17 protein-coding genes and 2 pseudogenes are annotated in these 22849 nt (G+C 62.6%); 9 read left to right on the top strand and 10 right to left on the bottom strand.

The annotated features are described in order from the left end of the window. Nucleotides 1–2: 2 nt before the first annotated feature. The 6 genes from H3028_RS02780 to gcl all read right to left on the bottom strand — a co-directional run bounded on the left by H3028_RS02780 (nucleotide 3) and on the right by gcl (nucleotide 7703). A complete protein-coding gene (locus tag H3028_RS02780) occupies nucleotides 3–890 on the bottom strand; it encodes an urea transporter (RefSeq protein WP_181295543.1) in 888 nt (295 codons plus the stop codon). A gap of 89 nt (nucleotides 891–979) precedes the next feature. Next, nucleotides 980–2395 carry a pyruvate kinase gene (gene pyk, locus H3028_RS02775; RefSeq protein ID WP_168423176.1) on the bottom strand — a complete coding sequence of 472 codons (1416 nt, stop codon included), beginning with the start codon at nucleotides 2393–2395 and terminating at the stop codon, nucleotides 980–982. 103 nt (nucleotides 2396–2498) lie between these two features. Beyond that, complete coding sequence (locus H3028_RS02770) at nucleotides 2499–3770, bottom strand: glycerate kinase (RefSeq protein ID WP_181295541.1); 1272 nt, start codon at nucleotides 3768–3770, stop codon at nucleotides 2499–2501. A 326-nt stretch (nucleotides 3771–4096) separates the two neighbouring features. Continuing rightward, the gene (locus tag H3028_RS02765) at nucleotides 4097–4987 is read right to left on the bottom strand and encodes a 2-hydroxy-3-oxopropionate reductase (protein ID WP_181295539.1); all 891 of its coding nucleotides are present in this window, start codon (nucleotides 4985–4987) and stop codon (nucleotides 4097–4099) included. A 32-nt stretch (nucleotides 4988–5019) separates the two neighbouring features. Then, entirely contained in the window at nucleotides 5020–5802 is a 783-nt protein-coding gene (hyi, locus tag H3028_RS02760; protein ID WP_181295538.1) for a hydroxypyruvate isomerase, read from the bottom strand. A 119-nt stretch (nucleotides 5803–5921) separates the two neighbouring features. After that, the gene (gcl, locus tag H3028_RS02755) at nucleotides 5922–7703 is read right to left on the bottom strand and encodes a glyoxylate carboligase (protein WP_181295535.1); all 1782 of its coding nucleotides are present in this window, start codon (nucleotides 7701–7703) and stop codon (nucleotides 5922–5924) included. A 115-nt stretch (nucleotides 7704–7818) separates the two neighbouring features. Here gcl and H3028_RS02750 point away from each other — a divergent pair, with 115 nt between their 5' ends. From H3028_RS02750 to H3028_RS02720, 7 genes are all read left to right on the top strand, one after another. Beyond that, nucleotides 7819–8727 (top strand): LysR family transcriptional regulator, encoded by a 909-nt coding sequence (locus H3028_RS02750; protein ID WP_181295534.1) that lies wholly within the window; start codon nucleotides 7819–7821, stop codon nucleotides 8725–8727. 132 nt (nucleotides 8728–8859) lie between these two features. Then, entirely contained in the window at nucleotides 8860–9699 is an 840-nt protein-coding gene (gene xth, locus H3028_RS02745; protein ID WP_181295531.1) for an exodeoxyribonuclease III, read from the top strand. A 165-nt stretch (nucleotides 9700–9864) separates the two neighbouring features. After that, entirely contained in the window at nucleotides 9865–11040 is a 1176-nt protein-coding gene (locus tag H3028_RS02740) for an EAL domain-containing protein (protein WP_258237698.1), read from the top strand. A gap of 230 nt (nucleotides 11041–11270) precedes the next feature. Continuing rightward, nucleotides 11271–11675: a DUF2946 family protein gene (locus H3028_RS02735; protein WP_181295527.1), complete on the top strand. Its 405-nt coding sequence runs from the start codon at nucleotides 11271–11273 to the stop codon at nucleotides 11673–11675. Between the two features lie 114 nt (nucleotides 11676–11789). Beyond that, nucleotides 11790–13202, top strand: a complete 1413-nt coding sequence (locus H3028_RS02730) for a PepSY domain-containing protein (protein WP_181295525.1) — start codon at nucleotides 11790–11792, stop codon at nucleotides 13200–13202. 243 nt (nucleotides 13203–13445) lie between these two features. Beyond that, the gene (locus H3028_RS02725; RefSeq protein ID WP_181295524.1) at nucleotides 13446–13898 is read left to right on the top strand and encodes a PA2169 family four-helix-bundle protein; all 453 of its coding nucleotides are present in this window, start codon (nucleotides 13446–13448) and stop codon (nucleotides 13896–13898) included. Nucleotides 13899–14386: 488 nt separating this feature from the next. After that, the gene (locus H3028_RS02720; protein WP_181295521.1) at nucleotides 14387–15997 is read left to right on the top strand and encodes a class I adenylate-forming enzyme family protein; all 1611 of its coding nucleotides are present in this window, start codon (nucleotides 14387–14389) and stop codon (nucleotides 15995–15997) included. Between the two features lie 118 nt (nucleotides 15998–16115). Here H3028_RS02720 and H3028_RS02715 read toward each other — a convergent pair whose 3' ends face one another. Together H3028_RS02715 and H3028_RS02710 are read right to left on the bottom strand one after the other, a co-directional pair. Next, a complete protein-coding gene (locus H3028_RS02715; RefSeq protein WP_181295520.1) occupies nucleotides 16116–18125 on the bottom strand; it encodes a TRAP transporter fused permease subunit in 2010 nt (669 codons plus the stop codon). 76 nt (nucleotides 18126–18201) lie between these two features. Further along, nucleotides 18202–19365, bottom strand: coding sequence for a TAXI family TRAP transporter solute-binding subunit (locus tag H3028_RS02710; RefSeq protein WP_181295519.1), 1164 nt, complete (start codon nucleotides 19363–19365; stop codon nucleotides 18202–18204). A 220-nt stretch (nucleotides 19366–19585) separates the two neighbouring features. Here H3028_RS02710 and H3028_RS02705 point away from each other — a divergent pair, with 220 nt between their 5' ends. Further along, entirely contained in the window at nucleotides 19586–20506 is a 921-nt protein-coding gene (locus tag H3028_RS02705; protein WP_181295518.1) for an AraC family transcriptional regulator, read from the top strand. A 108-nt stretch (nucleotides 20507–20614) separates the two neighbouring features. Here the strand turns inward: H3028_RS02705 and H3028_RS21525 are convergent. After that, a pseudogene (locus tag H3028_RS21525) lies at nucleotides 20615–20740 on the bottom strand (LysR family transcriptional regulator); the annotation flags it as partial. On the opposite strand from H3028_RS21525, the pseudogene H3028_RS02700 reads away from it, so the two are divergent. Beyond that, nucleotides 20736–21020, top strand: a pseudogene (locus tag H3028_RS02700) (hypothetical protein); the annotation flags it as partial. The pseudogenes H3028_RS21525 and H3028_RS02700 overlap by 5 nt on opposite strands. A 185-nt stretch (nucleotides 21021–21205) precedes the next feature. Here H3028_RS02700 and H3028_RS02695 read toward each other — a convergent pair. Then, nucleotides 21206–22741 (bottom strand): sialate O-acetylesterase, encoded by a 1536-nt coding sequence (locus H3028_RS02695; RefSeq protein WP_181295517.1) that lies wholly within the window; start codon nucleotides 22739–22741, stop codon nucleotides 21206–21208. Between the last annotated feature and the right edge of the window lie 108 nt (nucleotides 22742–22849).

The following is a 22849-nucleotide window of genomic DNA, read 5'->3' as shown; positions in this document are numbered from 1 at the left end:
ACTCAGACGAACCGGGTTTCGGACTGGCGCCGAGCCCGTTGGGTAGCGAGGGCCACAACCCAGCAGGCCAGGATAAAGGGCATGGTCAGCGCCGGGATGCTCAACTGGTCGAATACCATTTTGAAAACGATGGCCAGCGCGATACCCAGCGTTGGTATCAACGCAGAGCGGTGCAACTGGCTCAGCGCCAGCGCCGCCAGCGCCGGGTTGTAACCGGCCAGCCCCGCCAGCGCCTGTTGCTCCGTTGCACCCGCCAGCAGGGCGCTATACACGCCAACGGCCGATCCGCAGAGCGCCCATAGTCCGGCGCGCTTGTCGGCAACCAGTACGGCCAGCAGCAGGCATAGGCCCGCTGCGGGCTCCCCAAGAAATATCACTTGGCCCACGCCGCTCGCCATGGCGCCGAGGGCACCCCAGCCATCCACCCGGAATTCGGCCAGTCGAGCTTCGGCGACCGAATCGAGCATTCCGGCCAAGGCCAGCACCAACCAGCCGAACAGCACGAAGGCGAGGGTGAACACTGCCGGCCCGCCGCGCTCGCGCATGAGCCGCAACAGACGCCTTTGCAGCACGCTCGAGAGCGTCCCGGCCAGCGTTACCGATAGCAGCGCCAGCGCCGATGATCCCAACACGAGCGTGGTCAGCAACCCGAGCAGCGCTGGGTTGTACCCGTACAGTCCGATCTCAATGTCGTCGCGTGCATAGCCCAGGCACCAGGCGGCAAAGGTTCCGCTGAGCAGGCCAAGCAAGGTACCGGCCAGCAGCGAAGGTGCGTACAGGGCGATCGTCACGAGTATCAGCACCCCGCAGACAGGGTTTGCCTGCAGGAATATCTGGCTGACACCGTTGAGTACCGCATGCGATGCATGCGGCAGGTAAGCACGGCGCATTATCGGGAGTCTTGGTTGAACGGTAATTGAGTCCGGTAGCGTCCCGCCTGCATGCACGGGTGCGGAGCAGGCGGATAGGCATCGGGCGGCTAGTTGAGCGTCTCGATCCGCAGTGAGTTAGTCGTTCCCGGCTGCCCCAGCGGCACGCCGGCGGTGATCAGCACGGTGTCGCCCGTGCCGGCCATGCCCTGGGCACGGGCTAGTTCCAGTGCGTTCAGGCAGACGTGTTCCATGTCGTGCATCGGCGCATCGATCATCGAGTACACGCCCCAGGCGACAGTCAGCTTGCGCGCTGTCGCCAGGTTTGGCGTCAGGCTCAGAATCGGCGTGCTCGGTCGCTCGCGCGAGGCGCGCAGGCTGGAGCGTCCAGATTCGGTGTAGTTGACCAGCACCGCGACGGGCAGAATGCCACAGATACGCCGGATCGCGCAGCTGATGGCGTCAGGCAGAGTGGCTTCGGCGTTGGGCCGGTGTACATCCAGCTGAGCCTGGAAATCCGGGCCACTCTCCACCTGGCGGATGATCTTGCTCATCATGCTCACGGCTTCCAGCGGATAGTCGCCCGAAGCGGTTTCCGCCGACAGCATGACCGCATCGGCCCCTTCGGCCACAGCGTTGGCGACGTCGGTGACCTCGGCGCGTGTTGGGGCAGGGGAGAAGCGCATCGATTCAAGCATCTGCGTCGCCACGACCACCGGACGCCCGAGCTGGCGGCAGGTGCGGACGATATTCTTCTGGATGCGCGGCACGTTTTCGGCCGGCACTTCGACGCCCAGGTCACCGCGCGCCACCATGATGGCGTCGCTCAGCCGGGCGATTTCCCGCAAATGCTGCACGGCCGAGGGCTTTTCGATCTTGGCCATCAAAAAGGCGCGGTTGCCGATCAGCTCGCGTGCTTCATGAATGTCCTCCGGTCGCTGAACGAACGACAGCGCTACCCAGTCGACGCCCAGTTCGAGCCCAAAAGCCAGGTCACGGCGATCCTTGTCGGTCAGCGGACTGAGCTCCAGCACCGCTTCGGGCACGTTGACACCTTTACGGTCGGACAGCTCGCCGCCGGCTACCACGCGCGTGTCGATGGCATCGGCATGCTTGGCGATGACGGTCAGGCGTAGCCGCCCGTCATCCACCAGCAGGCTCATGCCCGGCTGCAGCGCATCGATGATCTCAGGATGCGGCAGGTTGACCCGCGTGCTGTCGCCCGGCGTCGGGTCGAGGTCGAGCCGCAGGGTTTGGCCGCGAGCCAGATTCACCTTGCCTTCGGCAAAACGACCTACGCGCAACTTGGGACCCTGCAGGTCCATGAGAATACCGATCGGTTGATTGAGCTGGCGCTCGACCTCACGGATCCAGGTGAAGCGTTCGGCGTGGTCGGCGTGCTCGCCGTGGCTGAAGTTGAGGCGGAACAGGTTGACGCCATTCTCCACCAGCTCGCGAACATCATCGATGCTGCGAGTAGCCGGTCCGAGGGTGGCGAGGATCTTGACCTTCTTGTCGGGTGTCATGGCAGGCTCTATCGGCAGTTGTTGTTAGAAAACGCGCGCAGCAGACGCGCGTAGCAGCGCGCGAGGCAGGCACGTTTAGCAGCCTCGCGCGGCTGCCGCGCCACTAGCGGGGCGACGGCAGGATCAGGATGGCGCGGAAGTCGTTGACGTTGGTGCGCGTCGGGCCGGTCATCAACAGGGCGTCAAGCGCCTCGAAATAACCGTAGCCATTGTTGTTGGCCAACTCGTCGGCAGCTTTCAGGCCGAGGGCTTCGGCGCGGGCGAAGCTGTCCGGGGTCATCAGCGCGCCGGCGTTGTCTTCCGAACCGTCGATGCCATCGGTGTCGCCCGCCAGCGCGTAGACGTTGGACAGGCCTTGCAAGTTTTCCGTGAGGCTCAGAAGAAATTCGGCATTGCGACCACCACGGCCATTCCCACGCACTGTCACCGTGGTTTCGCCACCCGAAAGGATTACGCAAGGCGGGGTGATCGGCTGGCCATGCAGCACTACCTGGCGGGCGATGCCGCCGTGGACCTTGGCCACCTCACGTGCTTCACCTTCCAGGTCGCCGAGGATCAACGGCGTAATGCCGGCAGCACGGGCCTTCTCCGCCGCCGCATCGAGCGACTGCTGGGGTCTTGCGATCAGCTGAAAATGGCTTCGTGACAGGCAGGGATCGCCCGCCTTGACGGTCTCCGAGCGAGGATCTTCCAGCCAGTCGCGAACGTTCTGCGGAATCTCGATGTTGTAGCGTGCAAGGATCGCCAGCGCTTCGGCTGAGGTCGTTGGGTCCGCCACGGTCGGGCCGGAGGCGATCACCGTCGCTTCGTCGCCGGGCACGTCAGAAATCGCGTAGGTATACACGCTCGCCGGCCAGCAGGCCTTGGCCAGACGACCGCCCTTGATCGCCGAGAGGTGCTTGCGTACGCAGTTCATCTCACCGATATGGGCGCCGGAGCGCAGCAGTGCCTTGTTGATAGCCTGCTTGTCGGCGAGGCTGATGCCTTCGGCCGGCAGCGCCAGCAGCGAAGAGCCGCCGCCGGAGAGCAGAAAGATCACCCGGTCGCTTTCTTCGAGGTTACTGACCATCTCCAGAACCCGGCGGGCGACGCGCTCACCGGCGTCGTCCGGCACTGGATGCGCGGCTTCCACCACCTCGATCTTGCGGCAGTCGGCGCCGTGGCCGTAGCGAGTGACCACCAAACCGGACAGTTCGCCTTCCCAGGTGGCCTCGATGGCCTCAGCCATGGCCGCTGCCGCCTTGCCGGCGCCGATGACGATGGCTCGGCCGCTGCGGTCGGCGGGCAGATGGTCGGCCAGCACCTGGCGCGGATGGGCGGCATCGATAGCGGCGGAGAACAGCTCGCGCAACAAGGCTTGCGGATCGAGGCTCATGTACTGCTCCTTATAATGGGTCTGGAGCCGATTCCAGACCTTAAGGCTCGACAATGCAAGCGCTAAGGTCTGGAATCGACCCACCCGGCAGTCGGGCCGTGACTCCTTCTGCCGAGCGGATCGAAAGGGTGCCACCCGAAGGCGGCGGTTGAGCTGCCCTGTTCACAGGCCAAGGCTGCGGAGACGCTGCGAGCCTGGCTGTTGCGCACGTGCGGTTCAACCCTCTGAGCGTCGTTGGCGCCAAGCGTTGCGGTGTGCCACCACCCGATTCTGTCTGGTCCCGTGAAGGTGGCTACCGCAGGCTCGGCTCAACTGGCTCGAAGCTGTTACTTCTTGCGAATCGAGAAATTCGACATGTGCTCCAGGCCCTTGATCAGCGCGGAGTGATCCCAGCCGCTGCCGCCGATTGATGCGCAGGTGCTGAACACCTGTTGCGCATTGGCGGTATTGGGCAGGTTCAGGCCCAGTTCGCGGGCGCCGGCCAAGGCCAGGTTAAGGTCCTTCTGGTGCAGGTTGATGCGAAAGCCAGGGTCGAAGGTGCCCTTGATCATGCGCTCACCGTGCACTTCGAGGATCTTCGAACCGGCGAAGCCGCCCATCAGCGCTTCACGTACCTTGGCTGGATCGGCACCGTTCTTCGCGGCGAACAACAAGGCCTCGGCCACCGCCTGGATGTTCAGCGCGACGATGATCTGGTTGGCCACCTTGGCGGTCTGGCCGTCACCATTTCCGCCGACACGGGTAATGTTCTTGCCCATGGCTTCGAACAGCGGCAGGGCGCGGGCGAAGCTTTCTTCGCTGCCGCCGACCATGATCGACAGGCTGCCGGCCTTGGCGCCGACTTCACCGCCGGATACCGGAGCGTCGAGGTACTGCGCGCCGCTGGCGTTGATCTTCTCGGCAAACTGCTTGGTGGCGCTGGGGGAGATCGAGCTCATGTCGATAACCACCTTGTTCGGGCCGACACCTTCGGCGATGCCATTCTCGCGGAACAGCACGTCTTCGACCTGAGGGGTGTCGGGCACCATGATGATGATGAACTCAGCCTCTTGCGCGACTTCCTTCGGGTTGCCCAGGGCCACGGCGCCTGCTTCGATCAGCGCGGCCGGAGCCGGGTCGTGATGCTCGGACAGGAAGAGGTCGTGACCGGCTTTCTGCAGGTTCTGAGCCATGGGCAGGCCCATGATGCCGGTGCCGATGAATCCGATTTTAGCCATGAGAATTCTCCTTCTATCTATCAGTCGTTCGCTTAGATCGCGTTGTGCGTTTTCAGCCAGCCCAGGCCGGCTTCGGTGGTGGTGGCCGGTTTGTATTCGCAGCCGACCCAGCCCTGGTAACCAATGCGGTCCAGGTGCTCGAATACGAAGCGGTAGTTGATTTCGCCGGTGCCCGGTTCGTTACGACCAGGGTTGTCTGCCAGCTGCACGTGGTTGATCGCCGCCAGGTTGGTTTCGATGGTCCGCGCCAGGTCTCCTTCCATTATCTGCATGTGATAGACGTCGTACTGCAGGAACAGGTTGGAGCTGCCGACCTTGGCGCGGATCTCCAGCGCCTGCGAGGTGTTATTGAGGAAGAAGCGGGGAATGTCGCGGGTGTTGATCATCTCCATGACCAGGCGGATGCCTTCGGCTTCGAGCTTCTCGGCGGCATAGCGCAAGTTCTCCACGAAGGTCATCTCCAGCTTGCCGAGGTCGGCGCCTTTGGGCGCGATGCCGGCGAGGCAGTTCACCTGCGTGTTGCCCAGCACCTTGGCGTAGGCGATAGCCTGGTCGACACCGGTGCGGAATTCCTCGACCCGCTCTGGATCGCAGGCGATGCCGCGGTCGCCGTTGGCCCAGTCACCGGCTGGCAGATTGAACAGCACCTGAGTCAGCCCGTTGGCGTCCAGCCGTGCCTTGATTTCCTCGGCCGGATAGTCGTAAGGGAACAGATACTCGACACCGCTGAAGCCGGCTTCGGCAGCAGCGGCGAAGCGGTCGAGGAAGTCCATCTCGGTGAACAGCATGGACAGGTTGGCGGCAAAACGGGGCATGGGTGAATCTCCTTGTCTGTACGGACAATTGGTGGATGTGCTTCGCGACATCCACCCTACGTTCACTTGGTAGGGTGGAAGACCGCGAAGCGTCTTCCACGCGTTTGGTTACGGTTGAATCAATCCAACAGCCCGACCGCGGTCGGTGCATCTTCTCGGCCTTCGGCCAGCGCCTCGAATTCGTTGATGGCGTCGATCTCTGTGCCCATGGCAATGTTGGTTACGCGCTCGAGAATCACCTCGATCACCACCGGCACCTGGTACTCGGCCATCCAGGCCTGAGCCTGTTCGATGGCCGGGCGCAGGTCTTCCTGCTTGAACACGCGGATTGCCTTGCAGCCAAGACCCTCGACCACGGCGACGTGATCGACGCCGTAGCCTTCCATGCCCTGTTGCTCGGCATTGATGTTCTCGAAGCCCAGCTGCACGCAGTAATCCATCTCGAAGCCGCGCTGCGCCTGGCGGATCAGGCCGAGATAGGCGTTGTTCACCAGGATGTGGATGTAGGGCAGCTTGAACTGCGCACCCACGGCCAACTCCTCGATCATGAACTGGAAGTCGTAGTCACCTGAAAGCGCCACCACCTTACGAGTGGGGTCAGCCGCGACTACGCCCAGCGCTGCCGGAATGGTCCAGCCGAGCGGGCCGGCCTGGCCGCAGTTGATCCAGTGGCGCGGCTTGTACACGTGCAGGAACTGCGCGGCGGCGATCTGCGACAGGCCGATGGTGCTGACGTAGCAGGCGTCTTTGCCGAACGCATTGTTCATGCACTGGTACACGCGCTGCGGCTTCATCGGCACCGAGTCGAAGTGCGTCTTGCGCAGCAGGGTGCGCTTGCGCTCCTGGCAATCGGCGGCCCAGGGCGTACGATCCGGCAGCTTGCCAGCGGCCTTGCGTTCCTTGGCGACTTCGACGAACAGCTTCAGTGCGGCGCCGGCATCGGAGGTGATGCCGAAGTCCGGCGAGAACACCCGGCCAATCTGCGTCGGTTCGATATCCACATGCACGAAGGTGCGGTCCTTGGTATAGACCTCGACCGAGCCGGTGTGACGGTTGGCCCAGCGGTTGCCGATGCCAAGGACGAAGTCCGAGGCCAGCATGTTGGCGTTGCCGTAGCGATGGCTCGTCTGCAGCCCGCACATGCCGGCCATCAACGGGTGATCATCTGGAATCGAACCCCAGCCCATCAGGGTCGGGATCACCGGTACACCAACGGTCTCGGCGAACTCCACCAGCAATTCCTCTGCGCCGGCGTTGTAGATGCCGCCACCGGCGACGATCAATGGGCGCTCGGCAGCGCAGAGCATGTCGATGGCTTTTTCGATCTGCTTGCGAGTGGCCGCCGGCTTGTAGACGGAGAGCGGCTCATAGGTCTCGATATCGAATTCGATCTCGGCCATCTGTACGTCGAACGGCAGGTCGATCAGCACCGGGCCGGGGCGACCCGAGCGCATCACGTGGAAAGCCTGCTGGAACACGCGCGGCACCAGCGCCGGCTCGCGTACGGTCACGGCCCACTTAGTGACCGGCTTGGCGATGGACTCGATGTCCACGGCCTGGAAGTCTTCTTTGTACAACCGTGCGCGCGGCGCCTGGCCGGTAATGCAGAGGATTGGAATCGAATCGGCCCAGGCGGAGTAGAGCCCGGTGATCATGTCCGTGCCGGCGGGGCCGGAAGTGCCGATGCAGACGCCGATGTTGCCGGCCTTGGTGCGGGTATAGCCCTCGGCCATGTGCGAGGCGCCCTCGACGTGGCGGGCAAGAATGTGGCGGATGCTGCCGTCGGCGCGCAGGGCGGAATACAACGGGTTGATCGCGGCACCGGGGATGCCGAAGGCGGTATCGATGCCTTCCTTGCGCAATACCGCAACCGCGGCATCGATTGCTCTCATTCGGGCCATGGATCATTCCTCCTACGTTAACTCGATAGTTTTTATACGTGGCCCAAGCATGCAGGGCTGGAACGAAAGGCGGAATTGGCCGAAACTTCAGTTCTGTCGATATCAGGAGTATCGAATGGATCGCTACACAACGTTGCACAGCTTTGTGCTGGTGGCCGAAAGCGGCAGCTTCGCAGCCGCTGCGCTGAAAGAAGGCGTCACCCCGGTGGTGATGGGCCGCCGGCTCGATGCACTGGAACGGCACCTGGGCGTCAAGCTGATGCACCGCTCGACGCGCGGACTGGCGCTGACCGATCTGGGCGAGCAGTACCTGGAGCGTGCCCGCGGGTTGCTCAAAGACTTCGATGAGGCGGACGCCAGCATCAGCCACGACCGCACCTCGGTGCGCGGGCACTTGGTGGTTTCGGCGCCGGCGGCGTTCGGCCGGCGGCATATCGGCCCGCACGCACCAGCATTTCAGGCGCGCTATCCGGACTTGCAGTTGTCGTTCAACTTCACCGACAGCGTGGTCGATCTGGTGCGCCACGGTTATGACATGGGCATCCGCATCGGTGAGGTGACCGACCCCAACTACGTTGCCATCAAGCTGTTTCCCAATCGTCGTGTCATCTGTGGCTCGCCGGACTATTTCGAGCGTCAGGGGGTGCCGCGTACGCTGGAAGAGCTATCGCGGCATAACTGCCTGGCATTCAACCTACAGGGCGGGCAGCAGCGCGGCTGGACCTTTCTGCGTGACGGCAAGCAAGTGGCGGTTCGTGTTTCGGGCAATCTCGACTGTAACGATGGCGAACTGTTGTTCAACTGGGTCAAGCAGGGCCTCGGCATCGGCTGGCGCTCGACCTGGGAGATTCAGGCCGAGCTCAAACGCGGCGAGCTGGTCACGGTGCTCGACGAGTTCGCGCTGCCGGCCTACGACATCCAGGCGGTCTATCCACAGCAGCGCTATCTGCCGGCCAAGGTGCGTTTTTTCATCGACTATCTGAAGGCGGTCTACAACGCGCCCGGTTATTGGGAAACCCGCTGAGTCGAACCACGCCGATCTCGGTAGGGTGGGCCGAGCGGCGCTCCGCTTCAGCCTACGGTGTGACTAAAACGTCGAACCACGCCATGCCGAGGCGAGTCACAACAAGGGACATGTACCGGTGCGAGGCGACCTGTGGATTCCCTGAAAATTGCGACCTTCAACATCAACGGTATCCGCGCGCGTCGGAGCAATCTGCTCGAATGGCTGGAGCGCGAGCAGCCGGACGTGGTCTGCCTGCAGGAGCTGAAGGCGCAGGATGCCGACTTCCCCATCGATGACATCCGCGCCGCCGGATACGGAGCGATCTGGCACGGGCAGAAATCCTGGAACGGCGTGGCGATCCTATCGCGCGGTGACGATCCGCTAGAGATCCGCCGAGGCTTGCCCGGCGATCCGGACGATAGCCATAGCCGTTACCTGGAAGCCGCGGCGCACGGCATCATCGTCGCTTGTCTTTACCTGCCCAATGGCAATCCCCAGCCGGGGCCGAAATTCGATTACAAACTGGCCTGGTTCGAGCGCTTGATCGAGCATGCGGCGGGGCTGTACAACCATGGCCACCCGGTAGTACTGGCAGGCGATTACAACGTGGTGCCTACCGACGAAGATATCTACAACCCGCGCTCTTGGACAAAGGACGCGCTGCTGCAGCCGGAGAGCCGTGAGTGCTACCAACGCCTTCTGAGTCAGGGCTGGACCGATGCGCTACGCGCCAGATATCCGGACGAGCGCATCTACACTTTCTGGGATTACTTCCGTCAGCACTGGCAGAAGAATTCCGGCCTGCGTATCGATCATCTGCTGCTCAGTGCCGATCTGGCGCCACGTTTGCTCGATGCTGGGGTGGATCGCTGGGTACGGGATCAGGACCGCGCCAGCGACCATGCACCAACCTGGATTGCCTTGAAAACAGGCGGGGCCGAACCGCAGAAGACCCCACAAAAGCGCCGATCGTCGTCCACATCGGATTAGCCTTCGGAATGAGCGCTAGGCTCAACGCTTGGCTATGCAACGAGCGCGTGAGGCCATCAGAGCGCGCGTGATCCTTCCGCTGAAGCGCGAACGGGGTACTCCATGACGAATCGGGATGCTGATCGGGTTGGTGGGAGTGAATCATCGCCGGCGGTAACGACGAGCATGCTGGCCGATATGCCTATTTGCGACACGTTGACCGAGGCTTTGCACTCGGTTCGTCGCCACCTGCGGATGGACGTCGCCTTCATTGCCGAGTTTCGGGAAGGACGACGCGTGTTTCGCCAGATCGAAGGGCAGCATCACTCGATATCGCTCGTGGTTGGGGAGGGTGATCCGCTGGATGACAGTTATTGCCAGCGAATCGTCGACGGCCGTCTGCCAGAACTCATTCACGACGCCCGCGAGTTCCAGGAGGCGCTGGCGTTGCCGGCCACCCTGGCGATCCCGATAGGCGCGCACATGAGCGTGCCGATTCGCTTTAGCGACGGCTCCCTCTACGGAACCTTCTGTTGCTTCAGTACACAGCCGGATCCCAGCTTGGGAGACGGCGACCTGAGTACCTTGCGCCTGTTTGCCCGCTTTGCCGGCAGGTTGCTCGAGCGACAGGCACTCAGCGAGCAACAGCGCCGCGAAAAAATCGATCGTATCCGGACGGTCATGGAGCAGCGTGATTTCTGGATGGTCTACCAGCCGATATTCCACCTGGCCGACGACAGGGTTGTCGGCTACGAGGCGCTGGCACGGTTTCGCCCCGAACCCTGTCGCCCACCGGACCGCTGGGTCGACGAGGCAGGTGAAGTCGGGTTGCGCACGAAGCTGGAAGTCATGTTGCTCGAAGCGGCACTTGAAGACCTCCCGCAGATTCCCAACGATGCGTACCTGTCGCTGAATGTCTGCCCGGATGCGCTGCTGGATGGTTCAGTGGTGGGCCTGCTCGCCGAGCAACCGCTGCATCGTCTGATGCTGGAGGTGACCGAGCACACTTCCATCGTCGACTACACGCAGATCGCCGCGATTCTTGATCCGCTACGCCAAGGCGGGTTGCGCCTGGCCGTCGACGATGCGGGGGCCGGCTATGCCAGTTTCCGCCACATCCTTAAGCTCAAGCCCGATGTCATCAAGCTCGACCGGAGTCTTATCACTAATGTCGACAGTGACAGCGATTGCTGTGCAATGGCCGCAGCGCTAATCCGCTTCGCCGAGGAAACCGGCAGCAAGGTCATCGCCGAGGGCGTCGAGACGGATGCGGAGCTGGCGGTCCTGCGCGGATTGCGGGTAACCAAAGCTCAGGGCTTCCTGCTTGGAATGCCGCAGCCGATGGGCGCGTCGGCGGGCTGAGGATTGCATCGCTTGATTGCGCCTGGTATCGACGAGCAAACCTGTCGCACTGGTACGTTAAGTTTCCCGGCGGGTAGGCTGCAATCGGGTTCGTTGAAAACTGCCGTGATTGCTGCGTGGTGCTCATCGACCTGGGAATCTACAATCCAATCCGCCGCAGAAGCTTGTTGGACGACTGTTCGGTCCTCGACTCTGCTGCGTTTTGTCCCGCTGGAGTCTTCGGCTTCCCCATGCACCGTCCCCGTCGCGCATTTATCTGGATAGCCGCTCTAGCGGTGCTGCTGCATCTGTTCGCAATGCCGCTGATGAGTGCAGGTGCGCAAATGCCGGGCATGGCCGGGCATTGTCCAGAGGCTGAGGCCAGCCAGCATGGTTTCCTCCGTGTCGCGGCGCGTGATAGCCATGCGGGGCATGGCGGCGAGTCGGCTCCGCAGCCGGTACCTGCGCATCACCTTGGCATGCCCTGCTGCTGTGCGGCGGGTTCGGCGGGCCTGGCTGCGATTCCCATCAGTGCGCCGGAGCTGCAGGCACCGCGGCAGGTACAGCTGAGCGTCCTGCAGTTCAACGCGGCGCCACCGCTGTCACCGCGCTACCGTTGGCCAAGCCTTAATCCCCGCGCATCTCCGCTCGTTTGATCGATCACACCTCATCTGCCCGATCGCGGTCTGTCGCGTTGCGCGCCGCTGTCGGTCGCACCCTGCCGTTGGCCTTTGTTTCGGCTGGCGGCCTTTCTGATTGAGTGAGCGAGCATGTCTTCACGTACTGCAGGCGCCTGTCCCGAGGCGCCACCTCCGGTATCCCAAACGCGGCAACCGCTGCTGGTATTGCTGATCCGTTTGCATCTTTATGTCGGGCTAACGGTCGGCCCTTTCATATTCATCGCCGCGTTGAGCGGTCTGATCTATGCGCTAACACCGCAGCTAGAGGATCGCCTCTACGCCGAACAGCTCTATACCGACTACGTCGGTGCGTCTCTGCCACTGGCCCGACAGGTCGAAGTCGCTCAGGCCTATATCGGCGAGGCGGCGACGCTCTCGGCGGTGCGTCCGGCACCTCGGCCAGGCACCACCACACGGGTGATGTTCAACGCGCCGATGCCGGGTGCGTCGGAAAGCCGTGCCGTGTTCATCGACCCGGTGACCGCCGAAGTCCGTGGCGATCTATTGGTCTACGGCACCAGCGGCGTTCTGCCGTTGCGTACATGGCTCGACCAGTTCCACCGCAGCCTGCTGCTTGGTGAGCCGGGGCGGTTGTACAGCGAGCTGGCCGCTTCCTGGCTGTGGGTCGCCGCGCTGGGTGGCTTGACGTTGTGGCTTTCTCGTCGTCGGCGGCAATCCAGTTCCGGTCCGATGCGCTCGCCTCGACTGCGACGCTGGCACGCAACGCTGGGGCTGTGGTTGCTGGTTGGGCTATTGTTCTTTTCCGCCACCGGCCTGACCTGGTCGCGTTGGGCGGGGGATAACATCGGTGTTGCGCGTGCGGCGCTGGGTATGTCGTCCCCGAGCGTGTCCACCGCGCTTGATGGCGCAGCGGTCATACCTGCCGGCGAACACGCGCACCACGCCGGCATGGCGATGGCTCCGGACCGGTCCGGCGATCCGGCACTCTCCAATCGGGAGTTATTCGATGAGGTACTGACCGCGGCACGTAGCGCCGGGATCGACGCAGGCAAGGTCGAGGTTGTCCCGGCCGCGGGGCCAGATCGCGCCTGGACGGTGACCGAAATCGACCGCAGCTGGCCTACACAGGTCGACGCCGTGGCCGTCGATCCACGCACCATGGGCATCACCGATCGCATCGATTTCGCTACCTTCCCGGTCGCCGCCAAGCTGACGCGCTGGGGTATCGATGCGCATATGGGTTCGCTGTTCGGCCTGGCGAACCAATTGCTGCTCGCCGCCACGGCGCTCGGGCTGGCGATGTTGGTGGCCTTCGGATACCTGATGTGGTGGCGCCGTCGCACGACGGTGCGCCGAGTTGGCGTGCTGCAGGCGCTGGCTGCGCTGCCGCCAAGAGCGCTGGGAATGACGGTCATCTTTGCCGTTTTGTTTGGCATTTGCCTGCCGGTACTTGGCGCCAGCTTGCTGCTGTTCCTGGCCGTCGAAGCGGTTGTCGATGGCCTGGCAAGGGTGCGCCGTGTTCGGTTGCGGCAACCGGGCTGAGGCGCTTCGGTGGTTACCTGCCAACGCAGCCAGCTGATAAGAGGCAACCAGAGGCGTTTAGCGCATGGAGGCTTCCCGCGGCTGCACCCGCCCGGCATTGAGAATGGTGTCAGCCGCTCGGAAAGCGGAGCGTTCCCCAGGCAGTGCCGGATGGTGCTGAACCTTTGCCGAAACGCGGCAGTCGATTGAATAGCTTGGCCGTGTTGCTTTCGGCTTTTTCTGAGCCTCAGGAGGGACTATTCAATGGATACCAACGACACCATTTCCGTGCTCAACGATCTCATCGAAACCAGCAAGGACGGTGAGAAAGGCTTCCGTGAATGTGCTGAAGATTTGAAGAATCCCCAACTGAAAACCACCCTGACCCAGCGTGCGCAGGACTGCGCGACGGCAGCGGCCGAGCTGCAGCAACTGGTTCGCTCCCTCGGTGGCGATCCGGAAACCTCCACCAGCACTGCCGGCGAGATGCATCGCCGCTGGGTCGATCTGAAGTCAATGGTCACCGGCAAGGATGACGAGGCGATCCTCAACGAGTGCGAACGGGGTGAGGATGTCGCGCTCAAGAGCTATCGCAAGGCACTGGAGAAGGACCTGCCAGTCGATGTCCGCGCGGTCGTGGAACGCCAGTTCCAGGGCGTGCAGCGCAACCATGATCAGGTCAAGGCACTGCGTGACGCCGAACGTGCTCGCAGCTGATCTGCCCATCTGACAGTCTGATTCGGCTCGGCGGCTTCGTTGCGCCGCCGAGCTGCGTCAACCCTTAATGTGCCGTAAACCCGGTAATTCAACGTTCCTTCGGCAGCCTAGTCGATGCGCTCCGATGCGCTAATCGGCGCGCTCCGTTCTGGTATTAGCGAAATCCTTTCCCTTCGAAACGCGTTTCGACTCGCTTGCTAAGCGCTGTTGGTCCGTCGACCGGACATGCCCCGTTCAGTGGAGACCCGATTGACGCGCCTGCCTGCCTGTGCAAAAGTTTGTCGATATAACGAAATATTGTTTCGCACAGCGAAACTTCATGGCCGAAAGGCTGTGATCGTTAACAAGCCGAACAAGAACGACAATACGGTCAGGACGAGTGCCATGAATAACCGACATCCTTTGCGTAACAGTCGCTGGGCATCCATGCCTTGCTCCGTCTTTCTCGCCATGCCCCGCCATGTCTTCAGTCAGTGTGAGGTCTTTTGATGCGACTCTCACACGCCTTTACTGCTCCGGACGAGATGATCAATGGTCGCTGGGCAAGCGAGCTTATTGCCGAACTGCCGGAGCGCCTGAGTACCCGAGTGCTGCAACTCGGCGTCAGCAATCCTGAGCGCGCGGCCCTGGTCGACGGGGACATACGCTGGAGCTACGCCGAGCTTGGCTGCGAAATCCGTGCGGCGGCCGATTGGTTGCGGGATTTGGGCGTACGTCCAGGCGACCGTTTGATGAGCGTGGGTGAAAATTGCCGAGCGCTGGTTGTGCTGCTCCTGGCAGCCAGCGAACTGGACGCCTGGCTGGCCATCGTCAATGCGCGCCTGTCCGCGGCAGAAGTGGATGCGATTCGTGACAACTGCGAACCGCGGCGGGTGTTCTACACAACCGGCGCGTCCGTCGAAGCCCGCGAGCATGGCCAGCGCCAGGATGCCCAGCGCTTCGACCACCCCAGCCTGGGCGAACTGATGATCAGCCCGCTCGCCGAGACGGTCCCTGAGCCGGTGCATGACAGCGGTGCAGAGCAGGTTGCGGCTTTGATCTATACGTCCGGTACTACTGGCAGCCCGAAAGGCGTGATGCTGACCCACCGTGGCGTTCTTTTCATAGCGTCGATCTCCGGCGGGATGCGCGCGCTAGGGGAGGGGGATCGGGTCTACGGCGTGTTGCCAATGTCACACGTGTTCGGCCTGGCGTCGGTGTGCGTGGGTTCGCTGTATAACGGTGCCTGCCTCTTTCCGGTGCCGCGCTTCGAGCCGGCAACGCTGCTACATGCGCTCGCCGACGAGCGGATTACCGTTCTAATGGGTGTGCCGGCCATGTATTCGCGGCTTCTGGAGCACCTCAAACAGCAGAAGCTGATGCTGACCGCGCCCGAGCTGCGTTACACCTCGGCGGGCGGTTCGCCGCTGGACAGCGAGACCAAGCGGCGGGTCGAAGCCTGCTTCGGCATGACCCTGCATAATGGCTACGGGCTCACCGAAGCCAGCCCCACCATCAGCCAGACGCGTATGGATGATCGCCACGCCAGCACGACCGTCGGGCGCGTACTGCCGCTGCTGGAGTACCGTCTCGAACCGCTCGAGAGTGCTGACGCCGACGCGCCGGAAACCGGCGAGCTATGGGTTCGCGGCCCTAATGTCATGCGTGGCTATTTCCGCCAGCCGGAGGCCACGCGTGCCTGCCTAGACGGTCAGGGCTGGCTGAACACCGGCGACATCGCCCGCGTCGACGAGCACGGTGAGCTGTTCATCGTCGGTCGCAGCAAGGAGCTGATCATCCGTTCCGGCTTCAATATCTATCCGCCGGATGTCGAGGCGGTACTCAATGCACATCCCCAGGTCACGCTTTCTGCGGTAGTGGGGCGGCAGGTTCCGGGTAACGAGGAAGTTGTCGCTTTCGTACAGCGCGCGGCGGGCTCCACTGTGAGTGAGGCGGAGCTGCTGAGCTTCGCGGCGGAGCGTCTGGCGCCTTACAAACGGCCCTGTCAGCTCGTCCTGGTCGACGCGCTGCCCGCCACCGCTACCGGCAAGATCCTCAAGGGTCAGCTGCGTCAACGAGCGCAGGCCATGCCAAGCCCGGCGACGGTTGCAGGTTCCTAAGCGGCCGCAACGATGTCGCGAAGACGCTCAACGCCCCGACTGGCTCGGGGCGTTGTCTTATCCGCTGTGGTTGATAGAGCGGCCACCGCATTCCGGTTGGGACGCGGCGGCACAGGAGTCAGAGCAGCGCTGAGCGGGACGCCACGATGCGCTGCTGGCTCCAGCGTGCCAGCAAAATAGCCGGCACGGCCGTGGCAATGCCGGCGATCAGCAGTTGCAGGTGAGTGAAGGGAATCGAGCCGCCGCCGGGTAGAGCCAGGCAGAGGCCGGCGATCAGGATCAACGTTCGGTTCAGGGTCTCGGTCAGCAGGTTGTGGCCGAGCCGGCCGATGCCGATCAGGTAGCCCTGCATTGCCGACGCGAAGAGGACGATGCCCACCACGGCCTGACAGAACACCAGCGCGATTTCCCAAACGGGCCCCTGCATGATCAACGCGGGGTTGAGCACGAACAGGAACGGGATGAAGTAGATGACGCTGCCTAGGCGCATGGCCTGCAGGCCGGTCTCCATAGGCCGTGCGCCGGCAACCGTGGCGGCGGCGAAGGCACCGAGCGCGACCGGCGGGGTGATGAAGCTGAGCATGCCCCAGTAGAGGATGAACATGTGCACCGCCATCGGGTCCATGCCGCCGCCCTGGATTAGCGCCGGCGCCAGCGCCACGGCAAGAAAGATGTAAGCCGCGGTCACGGTCATGCCGATCCCCAGCACAAAGCTGGTCAGCGCACCCATCAACAGCAACAGCAGCACACTGCCGCCAGCCAGGCGGATGAAGTCGTTGGCGATGGTGCCGGACAAACCGGTCATCGACAGCGCGCCAACCAACATGCCCACTGCGGTGAGAATAGCGATCAGCTCGGCGAACAGCTTGGCCGCCGAACCGAGGGTTTCGCGCACTTGCGCCCAGCCCCAGCGATGCTTGCGTGAAAACTGGTTGATCACCAGCAGCAGTGCCGTGGCGTAGAAGGGTGCCACGGCCTCGCGCTGCATGACCAACAACATCCACACCAGCAGGGCGAAGACGAATATGAAATACCAGCCCTCCTTGAGCGTTTCCCTCACCGATGGCAGCTCGGCCTTTGGGATGCCTTTGATGTTCTCCCGCGCGGCGTACGCATCGATCTGAATGAACAGCCCGAGGAAGTACAGCACCGACGGAATCACCGCCGCCAGCGCCACCTCGCCGTAGGGCACGTCGAGAAACATCGCCATGACAAACGCGGTGGCACCCATCACCGGCGGCATCAGCACGCCGCCGGTGGAGGCGCAGGCTTCGACGCCGCCGGCGAAGGAGCGGCTCATGCCGATCCGCCGCATCGCTGGGATCGACAGCACCCCGGTGGTCAGCACGTTGGTGATCACGCTGCCGCTCATCGAGCCCATCAGTCCGCTGGCAAAGATCGACACCTTCGCCGGTCCGCCGCGAACATGACCGAGCAGGGCGAAGGCGAGGTTTATGAAGAAGGCGCCGCCACCTGTCTTCTGCAACACCACGCCGAAAATCAGAAAGCCAATCACCAGTCCGGCGAAGGCCTGCAGCGGCACACCCATGACGCTCTCGGTGCTCATGGTGTGGTAGATCGCCGTTTGCTCCAGCGTCGAGGGGAAGCCCTGGATCGGCCCAGGCACGATGTCGGCGATCATCGGGTAGCAGGAAAACAGCGCGGCGATCAGCGCGATCGGCCAGCCGCCGGCACGTCTGGCCGCCTCGAGGATCAGCAGCCAGAACGCATAGCTCATCCACACCGCCTGCGCCGGCGCGTCGAAGCCCCAGCCGCGTTCAAGGATGGTCTCGGCCTGGACCACGAAATAGCCAGACACCGCCACTGCGGCGATGAACAGCAGGTAGTCGTACCAGGGCACCGGCTTGTCCTGCCCGGACGCGAGCGCCGGCCATAGCAGGAAAACCAGCGGCAGCAGCAGGGCCACCACCGCATAATAAAATTGTGTTTCCAGCCCGGTCACCACGGTGAGCAGGCCGAGGTTGAACAGGTAATCGAGCGTCAGCAGGGTGAGCAGGACCGTCAGGGTACCCGGCAACCAGCGCAGCGCTGGCGGCAACGCCCGGACCTTGGAGACCTGCTCACCGAGGTTCTTGGTCTCGCCCGTGGGATCGGTGGTGGAATTCATCGATTGCTCCGAACCGTCTTGCGCAAACGCGACCGGAAAACCCGGCCGCTTGGGTACAGCCAACCGCTGGAGACGGTTATTCGAATACCGGTTCCAGTCCAGCTTGGCGCAGGGCGTCGGCGCGGGTTTTCATCCAGGCTTGGGCGAAGGCTTCTTCGTCTCCCGGTGGGTTACCGGCGGTAAAGGTCTTCCAGGTGTTTAACAGCAGGTTCTGGCGTTTGACCAGTTGATCCTGGTGGGCCTGCATGGCATCGGTCCAGACGCCCTTTTCCTTGTAGTAATCGACCACAGCGTCATGGAAGGGGATCACCCAGGTCATGTTCTGCTTGTCCATTGCGTAGCCGGCGGCGCCCGGGGCGGCATCCTTGTAATCGTCAAGGCCGTCCTGCAGGGCCTTGATCAACGAGTAGGCGGTCTTGTCCTTGAGATCGGCGTTGCCGACGATGATTGGGTAGGGGTAGCTGGCGCTATCGACCGGGTTGCCCTTCGAAACGCCGCCGGCACCGGAGGTCATCACATGCGGTTGGAAGTAGGGCGCAACCTTCTGCATGCGTGCCCAACCTTCCTTGTCGTTCGGGTCCAGTTCTGGCCAGGTGATGCCGCGCGGGCTGCTGGCCAGCTGCTGGGCGACAGGCGTTACCGTACTGGTGAAAGCGGCATCGGATTGGCCGGAAATGATGCCGTCAAACGAGCGGCCATAGCCCGGGAAATCGACCCGCTCGACATCGTCCCAGGTCAGCCCACCGAAGGCGAGGTACGCCTCGGTTCCCTTGTTCAAAGCATCGTCGCCGCGGATGTAGGAAATCTTCCGGCCCTTGAGGTCGGCTGGCGTCTTCACTTCGATATCGCCGGCTACGGCCGGAGACATAGAGAACGAGGCGATGGAGGTGGTGATCACCCGCAGCGGCTGCGGGCCCCAATTCGGCGTGGCGAACATCAGCACGCCTTCGGCGCCGAAGTAGGCAGCGATACCACAGGCGCAAATATCAACACGGCCACCCTTGAGCGGGGTCATGCGTGAGACATCGTTTTCGCCGGGCAGCACGCGTAACGCCGTTCCGTAATTGTTCTGCAGCATCGCGCCGATGGCCACGGCTTGGGTGTAACCACTGGAGTTGCTGCCATAGGCTGACCAGGCCATGGTCTTGGGTAGTTCGACGTCTTTGGCCTGGACGGCTCCAGTCAGTCCTAGATACAGCGGAAGGGAGGCAAGCAGGGTGGCGCGGGCAAGGCGATGCATCGTTCACTCCTCGGCTTAAAAGCCTGTTGTTGTTTTGCAGTGCGATACTTGATTTTGAATTTGATAGTAGGAAGCCCCGCGTCGATATGTCAAATGCCGAACCGCAGTTACGGACAGAGTGGCAGCCAGCGATGCTTTACCCGTCACCAGCCGGCAGAAACAGCATCTTCATCCGGACCTGCTAAGCTGAATCCCTTCGTTTCCCCGGGAGCCGGTTGCCATGAACTCATTCATTAATCCCCCGGCCGATGACACCCGTTCACAACGCGCCGAACTGGCGCGACTGGTGGAGGGGCTGGTCAGCGGTGACGGCATGCACCCCACGGTCATCGAACCGCTGCACCTGATTCGTTGCGAGAGGCCCGGCGAGATGACCTACGGCGTACACAAGCCGGCCCTGTGCATCATTGTCCAGGGCGGCAAGGAAGTACGTCTGGCCGATGAGCTGTACTGCTACGACCCGCTGCATTATCTGGTCGTCTCGGTGACGCTGCCGGTGGCCGGTTGTGTGGTGCGGGCGTCCAGTACCGAGCCGTATATCTGCATCCGGTTGGACATCGATCCGTCGCTGATCGCCGCGCTGGTCAGTGAAGCCGAACCGCTCATGAACAGCGCCGAGCCGAACGGGCGTGGCTTGTATCTGGACCGGATCGACGCGCCGCTGCTGGACGCCACCCTGCGGCTGGTACGCCTGCTGGCCAACCCCAAGGACATTCCGGTGCTGGCGCCATTGGCATTGCGCGAGATCTTCTACCGTCTGCTTTGCGGACCGCAGGGGCGGCATCTGCAGGACGTGGCGCTGCAGGGCAGCCAATCACACCGGGTCAACCGTGCCATCGAATGGCTCAACCGAAACTATGTCGAGCCATTGCGCATCGAGGAGTTGGCGCGCCGAGTCAATCTCAGCAGTTCCAGCCTGCACCACCGCTTCAAGGCGCTGACCGCGATGAGCCCGCTGCAGTATCAGAAACAGCTTCGATTGCAGGAGGCTCGACGTTTGCTAATGGCCGAAGGGCTGGAAGTATCGGCGGCCGGTTATCGAGTCGGTTATGAAAGCCCCTCGCAATTCAGCCGTGAATACAGCCGGCTATTCGGCGCGTCTCCGGTCAAGGATATGGCGCGCTTGCGCAGCATCGCCTGACCTCACTCTGCTGTGACCGGGCGCGTACTTTCCGCAGCGCCTACGCGGCGTCGATGGGGGAGACCGCGGTCAGAGTATTCGGAGAGGTCAGTTTTCAGGTCACCGCTGTCAGTGGTGGTTCGCGGGCGTTGCGAGACGCAGCGCATCGACGACAAGCGTAAAGGCTGGCGAAGGCTGCTTCCGGCTCGGGTAGTACAGGTAGTAGCCGTCAAACGGCGCGCACCAGTCTTCGAGCGGAACCGTGCATAAGCTGGAGGACCATACTCACCCGATCCAGCGAGAATTCTATTATTTCTACCGCACGTCCCGTGGCGAGTTCACCCCCGCCAGTTCTTCCCCAGAGCTGACCACGCACCCGACGCTGGGTAGCAACGTCAAGTTCATGAACTTCTACCCGTTTAATGACATCGAGACGATTTCTCCGCGTCCGATGCTCTTCATCTCTGGCGACGAAGCGCACTCGCAGGAGTTCAGCGAAGAGGCCTACCGCCTGGCACGCGAACCGAAAGAGCTGCGCTGGGTAAAAAAATCGAGCTTGCTCGCGAATCGTGTTGGACGCCTAACACAGCCTGGTCGCAACTGAGGGGATAGTCACCAGTCCGACCAGGGGCGACACCCATCAGAAGCAAGCCTTAGTGCCCTAAACGAGCGATTCCTCCGATAGCCGAATTCTCTGCGCCTTTTTTACTACCATGCCGCTCAGCGCGCCGAGTCGTGTCCGGGGGTGGCCTTGATCTCGAAGGCGATGCTCCAGTTATGCAAAGGGTAAGGTTTGCCAACTAGCGCCTCGATGTTCGCTTCTTCCGGCATACCTTCTTCGGGCAGGTACTCGTAGTTGGTGTCCGCTACGGTCGGGTCACTGTCATGCAGCTCGCCAGCGCCGCCCACTTCATGACTGGCGTAGCGTATCGTCGGGATGCCCGCCAAGTCGCGCGCCACGACCAGGCGTAACACCGTATCGGCGGCGACTTCGATGTTTTCCACGGGCACCTTGCCCTCGTCATCAGTCAGTACGAAGCCGTAATTCTCGATCATCCGGGTTTTGTGCCCGAGGTAGGGCTCGCTGAATGCCAGCGGTGGATGTGGCACGTGGAAGTCCATGAGAATCTCGCGTCCCTCGATCGTGGCGCGACGCGGCGACAATGGTTGCCAACCGCGCTGCTCGACAACGACGTGGTGATAGACCTTTCCGAGCATTTGTCCGAACCAGCGATAACCATTGGCCGACAGGTGCGTTCCCTTGTCGACGTAGGGGTAGACGGGGCCGGCCAGGTACCAATTGGGTTCCTCCTGCGCCAATTCCCATTGCGCTATGCCGATGTCGAGACTGCCATCGACCACTGAGGACTTGGCATCGGTCTGGTAGCTGATGAACGCAGGCATCTGCGCTTGTCCGATGGCCTTTGCGGTGTCCGTGTTCAGGTCGTCGCGTAGCTGGCGCAACATCTTCTTGTAGGCAGCTTTGTCGTTGATGCCGCCTTGCACCTCGGCGTAATCGTATTCCCCCTGGAGCCAGAAAAAAGCGCTGATGCTGTAGCTGGCGCCCTGCGCGTCGGCGATCCGCTTGGCCTGGTCCACTGCCTGCAGCACCCGTCGGTACTCATGGGTGCCGCCGACCTTGGACAGCTGCGAGATGGAGCGCCCAGAGGTAGATGCGTTGCTGGCGACGAACAGGTGCTCGGGATCGGATTCGACGCCATGCTTTTCCAGATACAGACGGCGCGCCATATTCAGCGCGCCGACTTCTACTGATTCGCCTTCTTCCTGGGCGCGCTGCTCCAGTTTCGCGATCGCTGCGCTGTCGAGAATTGTCTTCGGATCTCGCTTGAGCTGGACCACCGCTCTGAGCGGCTTGAACGACGCCTCACCCACCGGTACGAAGCGAGCTCCGCTAAAGGTCGCTGAGCGTGGCGAGTCGCCTAACATCAGGTTGTCGTAGCCGGGTTGCTTCGAGAGCGCAGGCCAACCTTCGGCAGCTGATGCGAGCGACTGACCATAGGTAATGATGTGGTTGTATGTTGTCGTCAGTGTCGGGGAGTGCTGGCGGGACTCCGCCATGATCTGCTCGCTGAAGCGTTTGTTTTGCGCGTCGCGGGCCGAAAGCGACGGGTCACTCGCTGCGGATACGGGTGGCGTAGTCACCAGCACGGCACCCAGCAGCAGCGCCGTCCAGCGTGACGTGGACAGGAGGGTGTCGAGGGCGGAGTCGCTGGCGATGTGGGGCAGTTCGGGCATGGCCAATTCCTTTGTCGGGCTGCGGCGAGGCGTTGCAGGGCGCAGTGTGGCCGCCGCTCGGAGTTGGCGTTTCGATGGTGCTGGGCGCGCTTAGTTCGGTCTCAGGCT

The organism is Pseudomonas sp. Q2-TVG4-2 (assembly GCF_013620795.1).
Taxonomy (GTDB): Bacteria; Pseudomonadota; Gammaproteobacteria; order Pseudomonadales; family Pseudomonadaceae; genus Stutzerimonas.
The sequence above is the reverse complement of the archived record's forward strand: the minus strand, read 5'-3'. Positions and strand labels throughout refer to the sequence as shown.

Excerpts from the sequence above, each read along its gene's own strand:
- H3028_RS02770 (WP_181295541.1), bottom strand. The coding sequence starts at position 3,770 with ATGAGCCTCGATCCGCAAGCCTTGTTGCGCGAGCTGTTCTCCGCCGCT.
- H3028_RS02725 (WP_181295524.1), top strand. The coding sequence starts at position 13,446 with ATGGATACCAACGACACCATTTCCGTGCTCAACGATCTCATCGAAACC.
- H3028_RS02715 (WP_181295520.1), bottom strand. The coding sequence starts at position 18,125 with ATGAATTCCACCACCGATCCCACGGGCGAGACCAAGAACCTCGGTGAG.
- H3028_RS02765 (WP_181295539.1), bottom strand. The coding sequence starts at position 4,987 with ATGGCTAAAATCGGATTCATCGGCACCGGCATCATGGGCCTGCCCATG.
- H3028_RS02735 (WP_181295527.1), top strand. The coding sequence starts at position 11,271 with ATGCACCGTCCCCGTCGCGCATTTATCTGGATAGCCGCTCTAGCGGTG.
- hyi (WP_181295538.1), bottom strand. The coding sequence starts at position 5,802 with ATGCCCCGTTTTGCCGCCAACCTGTCCATGCTGTTCACCGAGATGGAC.
- H3028_RS02720 (WP_181295521.1), top strand. The coding sequence starts at position 14,387 with ATGCGACTCTCACACGCCTTTACTGCTCCGGACGAGATGATCAATGGT.
- H3028_RS02705 (WP_181295518.1), top strand. The coding sequence starts at position 19,586 with ATGAACTCATTCATTAATCCCCCGGCCGATGACACCCGTTCACAACGC.
- H3028_RS02780 (WP_181295543.1), bottom strand. The coding sequence starts at position 890 with ATGCGCCGTGCTTACCTGCCGCATGCATCGCATGCGGTACTCAACGGT.
- H3028_RS02710 (WP_181295519.1), bottom strand. The coding sequence starts at position 19,365 with ATGCATCGCCTTGCCCGCGCCACCCTGCTTGCCTCCCTTCCGCTGTAT.
- H3028_RS02695 (WP_181295517.1), bottom strand. The coding sequence starts at position 22,741 with ATGCCCGAACTGCCCCACATCGCCAGCGACTCCGCCCTCGACACCCTC.
- gcl (WP_181295535.1), bottom strand. The coding sequence starts at position 7,703 with ATGGCCCGAATGAGAGCAATCGATGCCGCGGTTGCGGTATTGCGCAAG.
- pyk (WP_168423176.1), bottom strand. The coding sequence starts at position 2,395 with ATGACACCCGACAAGAAGGTCAAGATCCTCGCCACCCTCGGACCGGCT.
- H3028_RS02740 (WP_258237698.1), top strand. The coding sequence starts at position 9,865 with ATGCTGGCCGATATGCCTATTTGCGACACGTTGACCGAGGCTTTGCAC.
- H3028_RS02750 (WP_181295534.1), top strand. The coding sequence starts at position 7,819 with ATGGATCGCTACACAACGTTGCACAGCTTTGTGCTGGTGGCCGAAAGC.
- H3028_RS02730 (WP_181295525.1), top strand. The coding sequence starts at position 11,790 with ATGTCTTCACGTACTGCAGGCGCCTGTCCCGAGGCGCCACCTCCGGTA.